Genomic DNA, 17,563 nt, shown 5'->3' on the forward strand with positions numbered 1-17,563 from the left:
AATATTGACCGTTCCTTGATCACCTGTAATATCTGTCAATGCTGCGCTTGGTGTTGGTGTCGTTGGAATGTCAATGCCGCTGTATGGCAAGGTTGTAATTTCAGTTTCGGTTCCATTGATGTTCACTCGTACTGACAATTCCCCTTGTGCGTTCGGGAATGTGAATACGATTTGTGCTGTTCCATTACTTCCAGTTACGGCTGTGCCTAGAGCGTTGTCGTCTGCGTCATATACTGTTACCGTTTCGCCGACTGCCACTCCTGTAATATTGACCGTTCCTTGATCACCTGTGATGTCTGTCAATGCTGCGCTTGGTGTTGGTGTCGTTGGAATGTCGATGCCACTGTATGGTAACGTTGCGATTTCCGTTTCCGTTCCATTGATGTTCACTCGTACTGACAATTCCCCTTGAGCATCTGGGAATGTGAATACGATTTGTGCTGTTCCATTGCTTCCTGCTACGGCTGTTCCTAGAACGTTGTCGTCTGCGTCGTATACTTTCACGACTTCTCCGACTGCCACTCCTGTAATATTGACTGTGCCTTGATCACCTGTGATGTCTGTCAATGCTGCGCTTGGTGTTGGTGTCGTTGGAATATCAATACCGCTGTATGGCAAGGTTGCAATTTCGGTTTCGGTTCCATTGATGGTTACTCGTACTGACAATTCTCCTTGTGCGTTCGGGAATGTGAATACGATTTGTGCTGTTCCATTATTTCCAGCTACTGCTGTTCCTAATACATTGTTGTCTGCGTCGTATACTTTCACCACTTCGCCGACTGCCACTCCAGTAATATTGACGGTTCCTTGGTCACCTGCGATGTCTGACAATACAGCATCAGGCGTTGGCGTTGTTGGAATATCAATGCCACTGTATGGTAACGTTGCGATTTCAGTTTCGGTTCCATTGATGTTCACTCGTACTGACAATTCCCCTTGAGCATCTGGGAATGTGAATACGATTTGTGCTGTTCCATTACTTCCGGCTACTGCTGTTCCTAATACGTTGTTGTCTGCGTCGTATACTTTCACCACTTCGCCGACTGCCACTCCAGTGATGTTCACTGTTCCTTGATCACCTGTAATATCTGACAATACAGCATCAGGCGTTGGAGTCGTTGGAATGACAACTCCACTGTATGGTAATGTTGCGATTTCCGTTTCCGTTCCATTCAGTGTTACTCGTACTGACAATTCCCCTTGTGCGTTCGGGAATGTGAATACGATCTGTGCTGTTCCATTGCTTCCAGCTACGGCTGTGCCTAAAACGTTATCGTCTGCGTCGTATACTTTTACGACTTCGCCGACTGCTACTCCTGTGATATTGACGGTTCCTTGATCACCTGTGATGTCTGATAATGTTGCGCTTGGTGTTGGTGTCGTTGGAATATCAATACCGCTGTATGGTAAGGACGCAACTTCAGTTTCCAATCCATTTGTCGTTACTCGCACTGACAATTCTCCTTGAGCATCTGGGAATACAAATGTCAATGTTACTTGTCCGCTTCCATCTGCTGTTCCTGTAGCAAGCAATTCATTATTAGCACTATAAATATTGACTGGAGCTGCTGCTGTAACACCAGTAATTCTTACTGTTCCTCGATCACCGATGATATCTGTAATTACAGCATCAGGTGTTGGTGTCGTTGGAATGTCAATTCCACTGTATGGCAATGTTGTAATTTCGGTCTCCGTTCCATTGATGGTTACTCGTACTGACAATTCTCCTTGTGCATCTGGGAATGTAAATACGATTTGTGCCGTTCCATTACTTCCAGCTACGGCTGTGCCTAGAACGTTGTCGTCTGTATCGTATACTTTGACGACTTCACCAACAGCTACTCCAGTAATATTGACCGTTCCTTGATCACCTGTGATGTCTGTCAATGCTGCGCTTGGTGTTGGTGTCGTTGGAATGTCAATTCCACTGTATGGCAATGTTGTAATTTCGGTCTCCGTTCCATTGATGGTTACTCGTACTGACAATTCTCCTTGTGCATCTGGGAATGTAAATACGATTTGTGCTGTTCCATTACTTCCAGCTACGGCTGTGCCTAGAACGTTGTCGTCTGTATCGTATACTTTGACGACTTCACCAACAGCTACTCCAGTAATATTGACCGTTCCTTGATCACCTGTGATGTCTGTCAATGCTGCGCTTGGTGTTGGTGTCGTTGGAATGTCAATTCCACTGTATGGCAAGGTTGCAATTTCGGTCTCCGTTCCATTGATGTTCACTCGTACTGACAATTCCCCTTGTGCATCTGGGAATGTAAATACGATTTGTGCTGTTCCGTTACTTCCTGCTACGGCTGTTCCTAGAACGTTGTCGTCTGCGTCGTATACTTTGATGACTTCGCCAACAGCTACTCCAGTGATGTTCACTGTTCCTTGATCACCTGTGATGTCTGTCAATGCTGCGCTTGGTGTTGGTGTCGTTGGAATATCAATGCCACTGTATGGTAACGTTGCGATTTCAGTTTCGGTTCCATTGATGTTCACTCGTACTGACAATTCCCCTTGTGCATCTGGGAATGTGAATACGATCTGTGCTGTTCCATTGCTTCCTGCTACGGCTGTTCCTAATACATTGTCGTCTGCGTCGTATACTTTCACCACTTCGCCGACTGCTACTCCAGTAATATTGACAGTTCCTTGGTCACCTGTGATATCTGACAATACAGCATCAGGCGTTGGCGTTGTTGGAATATCAATTCCACTGTATGGCAAGGTTGTAATTTCAGTTTCGGTTCCATTAATAACTACTCGTACTGACAATTCTCCTTGTGCGTTCGGGAATGTAAATACGATTTGTGCTGTTCCATTATTTCCAGCTACTGCTGTGCCTAATACGTTGTCGTCTGCGTCGTATACTTTCACGACTTCACCAACAGCTACTCCTGTGATATTGACGGTTCCTTGATCACCTGTAATATCTGTCAATGCTGCGCTTGGTGTTGGTGTCGTTGGAATGTCAATGCCACTGTATGGCAAGGTTGCGATTTCTGTGTCCGTTCCATTGATGTTCACTCGTACTGACAATTCCCCTTGTGCATCTGGGAATGTGAATACGATCTGTGCTGTTCCATTACTTCCTGCTACGGCTGTTCCTAGTACATTGTCGTCTGCATCGTATACTTTGACGACTTCGCCAACAGCTACTCCAGTGATGTTCACTGTTCCTTGATCACCTGTGATGTCTGTCAATGCTGCGCTTGGTGTTGGTGTCGTTGGAATATCAATGCCACTGTATGGCAATGTTGCGATTTCCGTTTCCGTTCCATTAATAACTACTCGTACTGACAATTCTCCTTGTGCGTTCGGGAATGTAAATACGATTTGTGCTGTTCCATTGCTTCCTGCTACGGCTGTTCCTAATACATTGTCGTCTGCGTCGTATACTTTCACCACTTCGCCGACTGCTACTCCTGTAATATTGACGGTTCCTTGATCACCTGTGATATCTGACAATACAGCATTTGGTGTTGGTGTCGTTGGAATCACAACTCCGCTGTATGGCAATGTTGCGATCTCAGTCTCTGTTCCATTAATAACTACTCGTACTGACAATTCCCCTTGTGCATCTGGGAATGTGAATACGATCTGTGCTGTTCCATTACTTCCGGCTACGGCTGTGCCTAGTACATTGTCGTCTGCATCGTATACTTTCACCACTTCGCCGACTGCCACTCCAGTGATGTTCACTGTTCCTTGATCACCTGTGATATCTGACAATACAGCATCAGGCGTTGGTGTCGTTGGAATATCGATGCCACTGTATGGTAACGTTGCAATTTCCGTTTCTGTTCCATTCACTGTCACTCGTACTGACAATTCGCCTTGAGTATTTGGAAAAGTAAAGTTCAAGATAACAGTACCATCCGTACCCACTATCGCTGTACCTAATACCTGCTCATCTTCACTGTATACTTTCACTGTAGAGCCGTTTGTAGCATTAGCTACACTAACTGTTCCTTGATCTCCAACAATATCAGATAACACTGCTGTTGGTGTCGCTGGATCAACTGGCACTTGAATACCTTGATAATCAAATGTATTCACTGTCGTTTCTACACCATTAATTATTACACGAGCAAACAATCTACCTTGAGCTTTCAAGAATTTAAAATTAACAATTGCTTGTCCATCCAAGTTAGCTACACCTGTACCTAAAATCTGATCGTCGTCGTCGTATACTTTGGCTATTTCTCCTTCGACCATACCTATCACCGTAACAACTCCATCAACACCTAGTACTTGTGTGAACTCGGCTGTCGGTGTATCTGCTGGTGGAGCAACTGCTTCTGCTGCATACGTAACATTTACAATATTACTGTTTACTTGGTTACGAGATAAAATGACAGATACTTGTCCGCCTGCTGGTAATAATTCAAGTTGAATAGTTACTAGACCACTACCATCTGCAATTCCTGTTCCCAAAACAGTATTATTTGAATCCAATATCCAAATCATATCGCCTGATTGAACATTACTTACTTTAATCGTATCGCTATTACCAACGTTATTAAGCACTTGAATATCTGGTAGTGCCAAGACAGGAGTCGGTTCAGCCAGATACACAACAGGTGTTGGTACACTATCAATAGCACTGTGTGTATTTGTAGCTGAGATCGTACCGCCTGTTGAATTCAAAGTCACATTTAAAGTAACACTTCCGCTTGCAGCTACAGTTCCTGTACCTAAAATGGAACCCGCTTCTGCTATTGTAACTTTATTTCCTTCTGGTAAACCCGTAACTGTAACGGTATCTGAGTTACCTGTATTATTCACAACAGTAATCGAAGCTGCTGGAATAGGAGGTACGATTTCTGTCGGATAATTAACAGAAACCGGTTCACTTTCTAATCCCAAATATTCTACAGTAGCACTAATTGCACCACCTGTTGGGATTAAGATTACATCAATAACCGTTATACCATTAGCTAAAGCCGTTCCAGTACCGATTAAATCTGACCCTGAGTAAATATTTACTTTTTGACCTTCATCTAGATTTTCTATTGTGACTGTGTCGTTATCGCCATAATTATTGGCAGGTACAATATCTTGCGAAGGAATAGCTGGAATTAAGATAGAGCCATATCCAACCTGGATTGCTGCACTTTCTACTGTATTACGAACAAGACTTACACTGATCACGCCACCATTAGGTGCTAGATCGGTAGCTACTTTTGCTATGCCATTGCCATCTGCTGGCGCTGTTCCAATTAAAGAACCGTCAGCATAAACGTTGATGATATCTCCATTTTGTAATGCTTTTACAGTCACTGCTGAGTTGCCTGCAATGTCATTAACAATAGAGACATTTGCTTGTAAAAGGGAAGCTACAACTTCAGTTGAATAATTGACCAGTGTTGCAGCACTTTCTACACCGTTGCGAACCAAAGTAACTCCAACTGTACCACCTATAGGTAGCAATGTTGTATTTAATGTTGCTTTTCCATCTGCTTGTACAGTTGCAGTTCCTAATAGGGAGCCTGCTCCGTATACTTCAATACTATCGCCTGTTGTTAATCCACTTACTTGGACAACATCGTTATTACCCGAGTTATTGGTAACCAAGATAGCATTAGCAGAAATAGCAGGTGTCACTTCTGCTCCATAAAGAACTGGTGTTGCAATACTTTCAACACCTTGATGGGTTATCGTTACACCAATAGCACCTCCAAGAGGAACTAAGGTGACATTGAGTAATGCAGTACCTTGAGCGTTCGCGATCTCTGTTCCAATCACTGATCCATTTCCATATACCGTTACAATGTCTCCAGGAGTCTGTCCTGTAATTCGAACCGTATCTGCATTACCTGAAAGATTGTTCACCGTAATATTAGCTACTGGAATAGCAGGAACAACAATCCCACCATACGTGATCGAAGTGGTTACACTATCAATTCCATTTCGTGTAATTCCTACTCCTAGACTTCCGCCCAAAGGATTCACAGCTACTGGAATATTAACAATACCTGTTGCTCCAGCAGTTGCTGTGCCTAAGACCGTACCATTTCCATAGACCTTCACAATATCTCCATTGGTCAGACCACTAATCGTTGCGGTTGCATTGCCTGCAACAATAGGAGAAAGCGAAATCTGATTACTAAGTAGTGGCGTAACCACTTCAGCCAGATAACCTATTGCTGTTGGAGAACTATCTACTCCATTATGATTCAAACTGATACTTACACTTCCACCAAGAGGAGTTAAAACGACAGGAATCGTGACTGTACCTTGAGCATTTACAGTTCCTGTGCCTAACAAACCGTCTGAATTATATACGTTCACGGTATCTCCAGCTAATTGACCTGTAACAACAACTGTATCTGAAGTATTACCTGAACGATTATTAACTTGAATATTAGCTGTTCCAATAAGTGGAACCGTAATTGAAGGATAGTTCACAGTCGTTGCTGCACTTTGTACTAATCCTTGCTTAATCGTTACACTTAAGCTACCACCTGTAGGTGTCAAAACAACAGGCAAACTCAAGCTGCTTGTAAGTGCTGGCGCTGTCGCCAATACTGTGTTTCCAGATGATACTGTAACGATATCGCCTATAGTCAAACCATCTACTTTAACAATAGAAGCTCCACCATAAGAATTGGTTACTGTAATATTTCCAGAAACAATCGGAGGAATAACCTGTGCTCCATAACTAACTGTTGTTGGCGTACTTTCAATAGTATTACGCTTTAAAGTAACACCTACACTTCCACCTTCTGGTGCTAATGTAGTTGTAATAGTAGCAACACCACTAGCATTAGCTGTAGCATTTCCGATAGCTGTTGCACCATTGTATACTGTTACGACATCTCCTGAGCTGACACCTGTAACCGTTACTGTATCTTGATCACCATATTTATTATCGACTGCGATATTAGCAGCTGGGATTGAATTTAAAACAGCACTGCCATACGTAAAAGAAGTTTTAGTACTCTCGGCAGTACCACGAACGGTACTCACATTGATTGTGTCACCACTTGGAACCAGTGTTGCTGTAATAGTAGCTGTTCCTTGCGCGTTGACTACACCCGAGCCGAGTAAAGTATTACTAGCATTATATACAGAGATTGTATCTCCTGAAGTCTGTCCGATAACTGTAACCGTGGAAGAACCTACGACTACATTATTTACACTAATTTGAGCTGAAGAAGGGGCAGTTGGAGCAGCAAGTACTGTAAAGCTCCCCTGTTGTGTTGCACTACCGATAGAAACATTTAATGTATTTTTAGAGGTTCCGGTAAATTGATACGTACCAGCGGCTGGTAATGTTTTATTATTAAGAGTCAATGTTGTAGACGGTAATAAAAGCAAAGCGACTGTAGAAATTGTAACTGTCTGTCCATTATTGGTAATTTCACTAGCTACCAGATTTCTACCATTGATCTGGTCAGTCGTTGTGGCTTTAATCCCTGCGGGTAACGTATAAGTGATACTCCCCAGAAGACTAAGAACCTCCCCTAAATTATAAGTGACAGACAAATTAGCTGATTGTCCAACAACTTGTACTCCATTTGCAGAAGTAACTGTCATTGAGCCAACAGCAGCATTCGCATATCGAGGTAGGCCTGTAAAAATTAAAGTTACAATTAAAAATACTACAAAGGCCGAATAGCTCTGCTTCTTCATATTTTTCTCCCCTTTTGTTTTAGTCAAATTACCTGTCCCAACAAATAACATACCCTGTTAAGCTTACAGATTCATTCTCCTAGAAACAGCCCCAGTTATATATAGACTTTATTTCCTATTTTATACATATAAGTAAATAGGAAAACCCTCCTCTTCCTTTTATCGCCATAAATAGAAAAAAAGATCACCCTTTTTTAAAAAAAGATGATCTTTTTTTCTAACCTATACTTTTGTTAAATACAGCAGCAATCGCTTGAGCGCGATCGGTCACACTCATTTTGTTGAAAATATTAGTTAAATGATTTTTGACAGTATGTTCACTGATAAATAAAGCAGCAGCAATCTCTTTATTACTAGAAGCTTTTACTACTAATTCTAATACTTCTTTTTCCCGTGGGGATAATCCAAATTCTTTAACGATTGCATCCAGACCACGACCTTCTGCCACCTCAGCAGTTAATGCACGAGGAACAGGCTTCTCTTCCATTAAGCTGATTTCAGTTTGCAAAGTATGGCGGCTAAGCATAAATAAACGGAATTGACTTATTAATGCTGGATCAATATTAGTAAATTGGGAATCATTCATCAGCTGTATATCATTATCGGCAGAAGCAGCTAAGGCAAATACCAATACCATAATCTGCCCGCCTTTACAGTATGCCTGAGAAGACGATTGGTTAGGATTCTGTTGAATTTGCTTAAAGTCTTCTATCATTGCTGCTTCTTGTTCAAACAAGTGCGGGAAGCTACGCAACGTCTTCGGATCAGAGAACGACATGAGACAAGCACGTGCTGTCGTTTCACCTTCCTCTTTACTTAAGCCACCCCACAAAGCAAATTCCATCACAATTTTCTGAGCATCGGTTGCTAATTGATATTGAGCCACATTCCATTCACGAATCGACTCATGTAAAATATGAGCAAATCGATTGCTATTCGACAAAAATTGCTGTCGATCATAGAGAAGTTTCATAATTACGCTACCCATGGTTGCCAGAGCTGATAAAATTTCACGACATTCTTCGCCTTCTTGTTCATCTCCTATAGCGACTGCTAAGACAGCTCTCGTTTTATCTGCATAGACAATTGGATACTCTATCATCAATGCGGATGGGACAGAACGATTCAGGTAAGAACTTGTTGCTGGCTGATTGTTTCCATTTTCCAAATAACGACGTGCAATATCTCTGGCATATGCTTCTCCACCCGGGCTTTCCATACCACGAGCTACCATCTGAACTTTCTCATCTTCACTCGCCCGATGCACTACAATAGAAGCAGATGGAGTCCACACTAGATTCAAGCTCATATCCACCAACATAAACAAAACGCGCTGAATATCCTGTACAGATACCATAACGCTAGCTAATTCCATTAAAGGCTTAAAGCGTTGAATCTGCTTTTCCATTCGACCATGTGTAATATGGTTACCAATATACCAGCCGATCAGAGAAATCAATGTTTCTTCAAAGCGCACATTCGTTGTTGCCGATAATTTTTCTTCCAATCCAATGCCGAATAATAGACCATAATTCTCGTCATCATAACGAATAGGGAAACATTGGACTTCATAGATCGAAGCTAACCCTTTTTGTAGAAAAAAGTGACTTCGTGGATCTCTACCTACATCTTTCCAATGGCTGAGTTGTTCACTCAATACCGCTTGCCCTAAGAAACCTTCACCCTCATGGAAAATAGCTCCTTTTAACTCTGCCGCCGCAGGTCCGGTACTACTCACTATTCGATACGTGCCAGGCGATGTTTTTAAAGCAAAACCAAATACGTCTGCCAGATCACTCGAAGCCAGCACTGCACGGGTCACTTCTTCAATCGGCATATTTCGACTAGTATCAGAGCGTAATGTTTCGTTGAGTGTTGTTAACCGCTGTGCAAATTGCTTTTCTTTATACCCTGCTTTCAAAATCAAAGCAATCGCTTTAGACAACTTGCTAATTTTTTCTTTTTTGTATTCAATCTGTGTGGGCTGATCTTCAGGGATACGTTGAATACGTTCTCGCATCATACGGAACACTTCACTAGGCCCGTTCAAATCTGGACTATTATAGTTCACATGATCGATGATCGCTTGCCGGGTATTTTCTTGAATCATAATACCTGCCCAGATATACATTTCAATCGGTTGCTGATCAATACTAACCGGTGCAATAATCCACTTGATTCCGGGTATCCATTGATCCGACAAAGCAGTCACTCGAAGACCTTTGAGCTTATCGATCTCGGCTTTTAATGAATCTTCAAGTTCTTTAGGATACGTTACAAAAAGAGAAGCAATTTCAGCATCCGAAGGCGTACTTAATAAATGCCCTTGATCATTCGTGATAAAAATAAACAAACCGGTAAGTTCCGCATATACATTTTGGAGTTCCTGACAGCTGTCTGCGTTATCATCTATAAAGTAACTTTCAATCATAAGCATTCATGTCCACTTCTGTCTGAATGTACGGTGTTTTATAACGGTAAATAGCACGCGTACCTTGACCGTTTTTTTCAAGAATAGACAATTCAGTCAAACGATTTAAAGCACGTTCAATCAAATTTGCATTTCGTCCAAGTCTTTTGGACATGCCCGTACTGGTTTCTAATGCGTAAGGATTATTTTCAAAAAATAAGGTACATTCCATCTGTAGTGTGATTACATCGCTTTCTGCTACCATAAAAGCTTAATCCCTCCTTATACCAGCCGGACAAATGGTGTTTCTGAGATATTAGCTACGATGTGTGGGGCTGACACTCTTCCGCTTGGTGATTTAGTTACCTGCAAATACTGATAATTCCCATCTACCCATGTTCTAATAACACCATTACAGGTACGTTCCAAAAAGGAAGCCGTCTCTGTTCCGATTTCACTAAAGTTACAATGAGCCATAACTGTAATACCAAGTGCACGCCAGAGCGAAATTTCTTCAGAGAAGTATTTCACAACAAATTCTTTACCACGTTCTGAAATGATCGTATTCAGGTCGTAATAAATAAACCAGCGCTTATCGCAAAGCTCTTCACATTCAAAAATAGGAGAAAGCTTGTCATTCAGCGTATTGGCATATTCATCATTTTCAACATCGTCTACCCGAATCAGTGCTTTTTCCAATCCACTATCTACAGCCCGCTTGTAATGCTCAATAAAGTGAGCTTTACCTTCATCGACCGCCTGACGCAAAGAAACGCCAAACAAATCAATCGTATCTGCAAACATATCAAGTGTCGTATTACCAGACATCATCGTGACGGTACAATCATCATCTTTGATTCGTTGTGCATAAATAGAAGAAAGAAGATATCTATAGTTGGCTTTACTATTCGTATCGATCATAAAGACACTACCTTTAGGAATACCACCCATCAGAAGTTCATCTAAAGAATGAATACCTGTCGATAATACTTCGGTTTCTTGTACCAGTATCTTGTCTTCTGCCATTGATAAAGAAGGAATAATATAGACGCCGTCTTCAACAAACTTATACGTATGTTCACCTTCCAAAATTCGGGTACCGCGCATTTTGAGTACTTCGATCGTCCGCTTACGATATTTTTCCATTAAAGGCTTCAAAGAAAGCCTGACAATACCATCACAGATATAATTCTCGAAAGGAATATGCATACCTTCCACTTCGGAATATTCTCTAATAAAAAAAGAAGTCAACGCATGTTTTCGCATAATATTGCGAATGGTATATACGTTTGTCCTAGCTTCTTGTTCACTACTCATTAATCTAAATAAACTAATACTATCCATAACTACACGCTTACAACCAATTTCTTTGATCATATATTCAAATAATCCATTGGGTTCAAGCATCTGTTCTAATAAAATTTCCGGTTCTATACAGATCACACGTAATAAGTTACGCCGTTCCAAATCTTTCAAATTCCATCCAAACCGTTCCATATCATCGTAGATTTGTTCAGGAAGTTCTTCGAATGTAATATAAATACCGGGCTCGTTATGTTTAATAGCACCTTCAACCAAGAATTGCATACCTATCGTTGTTTTGCCTGTACCTGGCTCACCTTCCAGAATAACGACGCCTCCTGGGGGAATGCCACCGCATAAAATATCATCCAGTCCCGGGATACCTGTACTAATAGGCTGTTTTAATGTCTTGGTGTAAGCAGCTTCGCTTTTTTGCATTTAGTGTTCCCTCCATCTGTAGAATATTTTAGTCACGCAAGGGACAGCTTCCTACGATGATGACTTTCTCTTAATTATAACAAGGGTTTAGAGATAGAAGGAAGTAAATTTCCAATTTTTATAGTCATTTGACATCCCATCCTCATTCATAACCTTTTTTACCATATTTTACTTGTTATTATATGATATAAATAAAGATAATCCTACTATTTTGAATCCTTAATACTTGTTGGTGAAATATTATTCTTCTATAGAAGAAGTTTTTCAAAAGTGATACCAAAATGGTGACATGAAATGATAAAAGACCGACGATCTGAGGGTCGTCGGTCTTTTGTGTAATACGTAGACTATGTTAGTTATTATTAACCTTCTAATGCAGATTTAAACTCTTCTGAAGACTGATTCCACCACTCTTCATTATGGGCAACCAATAACTTTTTAAGCGCTGCTTTTTCTTCTGTTCCTAAGCCCTCTAACATAATGCGACGCTTGATCGCATAATCTAACTTATTCACATGCTCGGCAAGAATTTTCCAGCCTTTTTTCTCTTCTTCATTGATCCACATCTCACAAGCCGTCGCTCCTGCATAATTAACACCTTCAGCTAATTTATCTACAGCGACCCATACTAACCATACTTGGCGACCACCATTTAATTCTTCACGATTGGTAGTAAATTTGATTCCTTTTTCTACCTTACTTTTGGCATGCATAGCGCCAACATCGATTTTTGCTTCGCCATGGTCTATAATGATAGGGGAAACATTATTGAGGTTAATCGCTCCTGATCCAAACCCCTTATGTTTACTACTTTTTGCACTACTACTTACAATATTCAGTGACATTGACTTTTTACTTGGTTGATTTTCATCCATATTGTTAGAATACTCCTTTGTAGGTCAGTATAAATAAAGACTGTTATACATATAAATGGTACTTTAATCTATTACTCATATTGTAGCGAATAATGAGTTAAAAGCCAATAAAGTCGATTATTGTCACGATTTTTCATAAAAAAAGGTAAAAAACGTTCATTATTGTGATTGGTGAACCGAAGAAAGTATATATAGTGGTCATCATTCACTAATAACCACCCACATCTGATCAAAAGATTAAATTTTTTTAACTTTTAAGAACATGACAACCGTAGGCTTTGACAGAGATTACTCGTCAAAATGCTTAAGCAAATATTAAAAACAGATGAATAAACGTTTGCCAAAGTAAAAAACCTCTGGTAGAATAAATCCAGTGAGATTTTAGTAACAACTTTGTAAACTTTAAAACGAAATGCTGTAACCTTTATAGCGTAATGAAAAATTTGTCGTTTTGTCGTAATGATCCGTGAACGGTACATACCAAGCTTTGAGCCAAATTCCTTGGTACCGGGAAACGGGGGAACCGTTTTGGGTGAATTGATCTTGTTTCGGAGGGATCATAGGGGAATACCTTCTACCGAATCCTTAAGCTAACCTCGTAGGCAATTGGAAGGGGACAATTGATTTTGAACATGAAAAAGAAACTAACAGCCGCAGTAATGGGACTTGCTATTGCATTTACGTCACTTGGAGTAACAAGTGCACATGCAGATTCTAAAATGGATCAAGTAATTGATGGAGCTATTGGAACACCTTATCGTATTGGTGGAACATCTTTCAGCGGTTTTGACTGCTCTGGATTTACACAATATGTATTCGGCAAAATGAACATTGATCTTCCTCGCCAATCTAGTTCTCAATATCAAGTAGGTGAGCCTGTATCAAAAAGTGATTTAATTGCTGGAGATCTGTTATTCTTCAATACTACCGGGGCTGGAGTTTCACATGTAGCAGTTTATGTAGGAAATGGTAACTTCGCACACGCTTCTACTTCTAAAGGTGTGAGAATTGACAGTTTGAGCATGGATTACTATCAAAATCGTTACGTTGGTGCTAAACGCGTTATGAGTGATTCCACATATAACACCTTCGCAACTGACAATTAATTATCCTATTAACAACTCATATAAATGAACCTACAGACCACTTAAGATTCCCGCCAGAATCTTTGGTGGTTTTTTTATGTTTCTATATAAGTAAGACGTATCAAACGTCTAATAGGTTACATAAAATTGTGAATCTTTGAAAATTTATATTTTGTTGTGGTTATAATTATGTCTACTTATTATTAACCTACTCGTAATTATGGTAAACAGGATATTGCAAATTTTTTATCTTTTTTTTATGGTATACATATGAAGTATGGTCATAGGAGGTTACTGGATGAGCTCATCACTAGATTCTGTTTTTCATACTATTCCTTTGACAGAATTACATGCCGCTGAAGTATGCACATGGATCTATGAACCACCTTATAATATCTATGGTTGGATGGCATGGGAACAAATGAAAGAATTAGGGATTGAATTTGGAGATCCGATAATTCGAGAAGAACAATATCTATCTGTTCTAGATAAACATGAACAATTAGCTGGATTTGCTCAACTTTTTCCATTAGGAGATACGATTAGACTGGGTATAGGAATGCGTCCCGATCTTTGTGGTCATGGTTATGGAGAAGAATTTGTACGAGCGATTGTGCAGACGGCTCAGGAACGTAGTGCTACCGCAGAGATTGATTTAGAAGTGTTGACCTGGAATCAACGGGCTATTCGCACCTATCAGAAAGCAGATTTTTATATTACAGATATGTATGAACGCAGAACGCCTGATGGGATGAAACCTTTTTATTGTATGGTCTATCAAGCTCCGCCTAGCGCACGTTATCCTAATCTCTAAAATAAAAGCACAGAAGGAATGATAAGACTCATTCTTCTGTGCTTTTTGTGTATTTCTTTTTTACATACCTATAATAGATGTTTTAAATTAAAGTTACGAAAGTCATTTCTTCTTTGCCAATCAGAATATCAATCCGATGGGTATCTGCATCGTAAATCACAACTCCACTACCTACATTGATCATAGACTCTGAGCCTAACGCAAAAAATAAATCTTCTGCCAATGCTTCATTCACTTCATGTCGTTCACCTTCAGCAAGTACTTCCCACTCTTGAGGTTCCATATCAAAAAATAAATAACTGTCTGGAATCATCCCTACTGCTGATGTTAAATCACTTAATATGTCCTCATAATCTCTTCCATGCTTAACGCCCATACTTAACCTCCCGATCTGTCCATATTGTTACATTTTCCAGCTTATTTACATTATAACGCAAATATACACTAAAAAACTCTTAACAATGCAGCATATCTTGTCGATAAAAGAGTATCAGATGTTTTTGGAAAACACATCATTACATGGAAGTGGATGATGAAAAAGATAAACTATTATACTCACGGACGAGGTGTATTATGCAAATTTCAACAATTATCGGTCTAGTACTTGGTTTGGGTTCACTAATATTCGGTATGCTTTTAAAGGGTGCTCCCCTAATCAATCTGGTGAATAATCCAGCCGCTTATGTCATCATTTTTGTAGGTACAGCAGCAACCATTTTTATGGCGTTCCCAATGAACGAAGTAAAACGCCTTGGTAAATTGTTTAAAGTCGTATTTGTTCAACAAAAATTAATGGACAAAAAAGATCTAGTCGGTATGTTTATGGAGTGGGCTTCAATTACGCGTCGTGAAGGTCTACTTGCATTGGAATCTAAAGTTGAAGAAATTGATCATCCTTTCCTTCGTAACGGAATGCGTATGATTATTGATGGTAATGATCAGGAATTTGTACAAGATGTATTGATGGAAGATATTAATGCGACAGAAGAACGTCACCGTTCAGGCGCACTTCTTTTCTCACAAGCAGGTATGTATGCTCCTACACTGGGTGTACTTGGAGCGGTAGTTGGTCTGATTGCTGCCATGGCAGATTTGACTGACTTAGAAAAACTTTCTCATGCGATTGCCGGTGCTTTTATGGCGACATTGCTCGGTATCTTTAGTGGTTATGTATTATGGCATCCCATGGCGACTAAGCTTAAACGCCTATCCAAAGCTGAAGTAGAAGTGAAATTGATGATGGTAGAAGGTCTACTTTCGATTCAATCCGGTGTATCTACAATTGCGATTAGTCAGAAGTTGGCAGTCTTCTTAACACCTACTGAAAATGCGAAAATGAACAGCGAAGAAAGTAGCAGTGGCAACGTAGGGGAGGCGGTACCGAGTGAGTAAAAAAAGGCATGAGCCGCACGAAGAACATCCAGATGAAAGCTGGTTACTTCCGTATTCTGATTTAATGACCCTATTGCTTGCTTTATTTATTACTCTATTTGCAATGAGTTCACTAGATGCATCCAAATTTCAACAAATGGCAGCAGCCATGAATGCAGCTTTCACTGGTGGTACAGGTGTTCTAGAGCAAAATGCTATGGAAGAAACAAGCGGTCAAACGCCTAAATCGGATGATAATGAAACACCAGCATCTGCTGCTTCACCTGCTGATAATACTCAGAAAACCAAAGAAAGTTTACGTGAAAAACTCAAACAACAAGAGCAGGAAAATCTAGAGAAGTTAAAACGTCAACTAGACAGCTACATCAAAAACAACGGATTAAGCCAACAGTTAGCGACCAAGCTTAATCAATCTCAATTAAGTATTACAATTAGTGATAATACGTTATTCGCTTCAGGACGAGCTACAGTGAAGCCTGAGTCTCGTGTACTCGCCAAATCAATCTCAAATATTTTACAACAGTTCCCGGATTACGATATTATCGTTTCAGGTCATACCGATAATGTTCCTATCTCCAATTCGCAATATGAATCTAACTGGAACTTAAGTTCAGATCGTGCACTTAACTTTATGAAAATTCTGTTGCTGAATAACAAACTCGATCCACGTAAATTTAGTGCGATTGGTTACGGACAATATCGCCCTGTTGCTAGTAACTCTAACAACTTGGGACGTGCAGAAAATCGTCGTGTAGAAGTATCGATTATTCGTAAGTATGTGGATGAAGATGTGAATCCTACTCTTCAATCGATGGCGAACAACGGTAAATAATAACGATCACCCAAAGTAGACCTTAGTATATCTAAGGTCTACTTTTTTTATTTTGTTTACCATAGATGGATTGAAAATAAATTGCAGTTTGCCTAAAATAGTAGATACGACTTATTTTTGATCGTTTTAAAATAGTTATCCACAACTTTTTGAGCTAGAACGTTATCATTTTCGTTTTTTAAGAGTTATCCACAGTTCTATCCACAACGTGTTAACAACGAATATCTGTTCGATGTACAAGTAAAGAAAGTATCCACAGTGAAAGGTTGGGTTTATTATTTCTCAAGAAGTACATGAGTACTGGATGCGAGAAGCTATAGCCGAAGCTCGCAAAGCGGAACAGCTTGGTGAAGTACCGATTGGAGCTATTGTTGTTAAAGACAATATGATCGTAGGTCGAGGTTATAATTTACGAGAAACTTCATTCGATGCTACTGCTCATGCTGAAATTATAGCGATCAGACAAGCCAGTGAATCGTTAGGGGCATGGAGGCTACTTGATTGTACTCTTTATGTCACTTTAGAACCTTGCCCTATGTGTGCAGGCGCTATCGTGCAGAGTCGTGTTCCTACTGTTGTCTATGGAACTGTCGATCCTAAGGCTGGCTGTGCCGGCACATTAATGAATTTGCTTCAAGAACCTAGATTTAATCATCGTACAGAGATCATCACAGATATTTTACAACCTGAATGTGCTCTGCTATTAACAGACTTCTTCAAGCAGTTACGTTTGCGACTCAAAAAGCCTAAACCTTTACAATCATAATTCTGCCT

General features: G+C 40.2%; 11 protein-coding genes and 1 riboswitch. Of the genes, 5 read left to right on the top strand and 6 right to left on the bottom strand.

Going from position 1 to position 17,563, the window contains the following annotated elements:
* The 5 genes from PTI45_RS17750 to PTI45_RS17770 form a co-directional block, all read right to left on the bottom strand.
* On the bottom strand, positions 1-7,641 hold a 7,641-nt coding region (locus tag PTI45_RS17750; protein ID WP_139129277.1), incomplete at its 3' end, for a BslA/BslB family hydrophobin.
* A gap of 217 nt (positions 7,642-7,858) precedes the next feature.
* Positions 7,859-10,078, bottom strand: a complete 2,220-nt coding sequence (locus tag PTI45_RS24560; RefSeq protein ID WP_069328927.1) for a LuxR C-terminal-related transcriptional regulator — start codon at positions 10,076-10,078, stop codon at positions 7,859-7,861.
* Entirely contained in the window at positions 10,065-10,316 is a 252-nt protein-coding gene (locus tag PTI45_RS17760) for a hypothetical protein (RefSeq protein WP_069328928.1), read from the bottom strand. The genes PTI45_RS24560 and PTI45_RS17760 overlap by 14 nt, the downstream gene beginning before the upstream one ends.
* Before the next feature lie 17 nt (positions 10,317-10,333).
* Positions 10,334-11,791: an ATPase domain-containing protein gene (locus PTI45_RS17765; RefSeq protein ID WP_069328929.1), complete on the bottom strand. Its 1,458-nt coding sequence runs from the start codon at positions 11,789-11,791 to the stop codon at positions 10,334-10,336.
* Between the two features lie 362 nt (positions 11,792-12,153).
* Positions 12,154-12,666: a YwhD family protein gene (locus PTI45_RS17770; RefSeq protein ID WP_069328930.1), complete on the bottom strand. Its 513-nt coding sequence runs from the start codon at positions 12,664-12,666 to the stop codon at positions 12,154-12,156.
* A gap of 480 nt (positions 12,667-13,146) precedes the next feature.
* Positions 13,147-13,286: riboswitch (cyclic di-AMP (ydaO/yuaA leader) on the top strand.
* Positions 13,287-13,298: 12 nt separating this feature from the next.
* Here PTI45_RS17770 and PTI45_RS17775 point away from each other — a divergent pair.
* Together PTI45_RS17775 and PTI45_RS17780 are read left to right on the top strand one after the other, a co-directional pair.
* A complete protein-coding gene (locus PTI45_RS17775) occupies positions 13,299-13,772 on the top strand; it encodes a C40 family peptidase (protein ID WP_069328943.1) in 474 nt (157 codons plus the stop codon).
* A gap of 277 nt (positions 13,773-14,049) precedes the next feature.
* Positions 14,050-14,565 carry a GNAT family N-acetyltransferase gene (locus PTI45_RS17780; protein ID WP_069328931.1) on the top strand — a complete coding sequence of 172 codons (516 nt, stop codon included), beginning with the start codon at positions 14,050-14,052 and terminating at the stop codon, positions 14,563-14,565.
* An 82-nt stretch (positions 14,566-14,647) separates the two neighbouring features.
* Here PTI45_RS17780 and PTI45_RS17785 read toward each other — a convergent pair whose 3' ends face one another.
* Positions 14,648-14,941, bottom strand: coding sequence for a hypothetical protein (locus tag PTI45_RS17785; protein WP_069328932.1), 294 nt, complete (start codon positions 14,939-14,941; stop codon positions 14,648-14,650).
* 197 nt (positions 14,942-15,138) lie between these two features.
* Between PTI45_RS17785 and motA the strand changes: the two genes are divergently transcribed.
* The 3 genes from motA (at position 15,139) to tadA (ending at position 17,555) form a co-directional block, all read left to right on the top strand.
* Positions 15,139-15,957 carry a flagellar motor stator protein MotA gene (gene motA / locus PTI45_RS17790; protein ID WP_069328933.1) on the top strand — a complete coding sequence of 273 codons (819 nt, stop codon included), beginning with the start codon at positions 15,139-15,141 and terminating at the stop codon, positions 15,955-15,957.
* Positions 15,950-16,789: a flagellar motor protein MotB gene (motB, locus tag PTI45_RS17795; protein WP_069328934.1), complete on the top strand. Its 840-nt coding sequence runs from the start codon at positions 15,950-15,952 to the stop codon at positions 16,787-16,789. The genes motA and motB overlap by 8 nt, the downstream gene beginning before the upstream one ends.
* 277 nt (positions 16,790-17,066) lie before the next feature.
* On the top strand, positions 17,067-17,555 hold the full coding sequence (gene tadA / locus PTI45_RS17800) for a tRNA adenosine(34) deaminase TadA (RefSeq protein WP_083243601.1): 489 nt from the start codon (positions 17,067-17,069) through the stop codon (positions 17,553-17,555).
* Positions 17,556-17,563: the final 8 nt, after the last annotated feature.

It is taken from the genome of Paenibacillus nuruki (assembly GCF_001721045.1).
Taxonomy (GTDB): domain Bacteria; phylum Bacillota; class Bacilli; order Paenibacillales; family Paenibacillaceae; genus Saccharibacillus; species Saccharibacillus nuruki.

What these genes read in the sequence shown, in the direction of transcription:
- PTI45_RS24560 (WP_069328927.1), bottom strand. Translation starts at nt 10,078, where the DNA reads ATGCTTATGATTGAAAGTTACTTTATAGATGATAACGCAGACAGCTGT.
- PTI45_RS17770 (WP_069328930.1), bottom strand. Translation starts at nt 12,666, where the DNA reads ATGGATGAAAATCAACCAAGTAAAAAGTCAATGTCACTGAATATTGTA.
- PTI45_RS17765 (WP_069328929.1), bottom strand. Translation starts at nt 11,791, where the DNA reads ATGCAAAAAAGCGAAGCTGCTTACACCAAGACATTAAAACAGCCTATT.
- motA (WP_069328933.1), top strand. Translation starts at nt 15,139, where the DNA reads ATGCAAATTTCAACAATTATCGGTCTAGTACTTGGTTTGGGTTCACTA.
- PTI45_RS17760 (WP_069328928.1), bottom strand. Translation starts at nt 10,316, where the DNA reads ATGGTAGCAGAAAGCGATGTAATCACACTACAGATGGAATGTACCTTA.
- PTI45_RS17775 (WP_069328943.1), top strand. Translation starts at nt 13,299, where the DNA reads ATGAAAAAGAAACTAACAGCCGCAGTAATGGGACTTGCTATTGCATTT.
- PTI45_RS17785 (WP_069328932.1), bottom strand. Translation starts at nt 14,941, where the DNA reads ATGGGCGTTAAGCATGGAAGAGATTATGAGGACATATTAAGTGATTTA.
- PTI45_RS17780 (WP_069328931.1), top strand. Translation starts at nt 14,050, where the DNA reads ATGAGCTCATCACTAGATTCTGTTTTTCATACTATTCCTTTGACAGAA.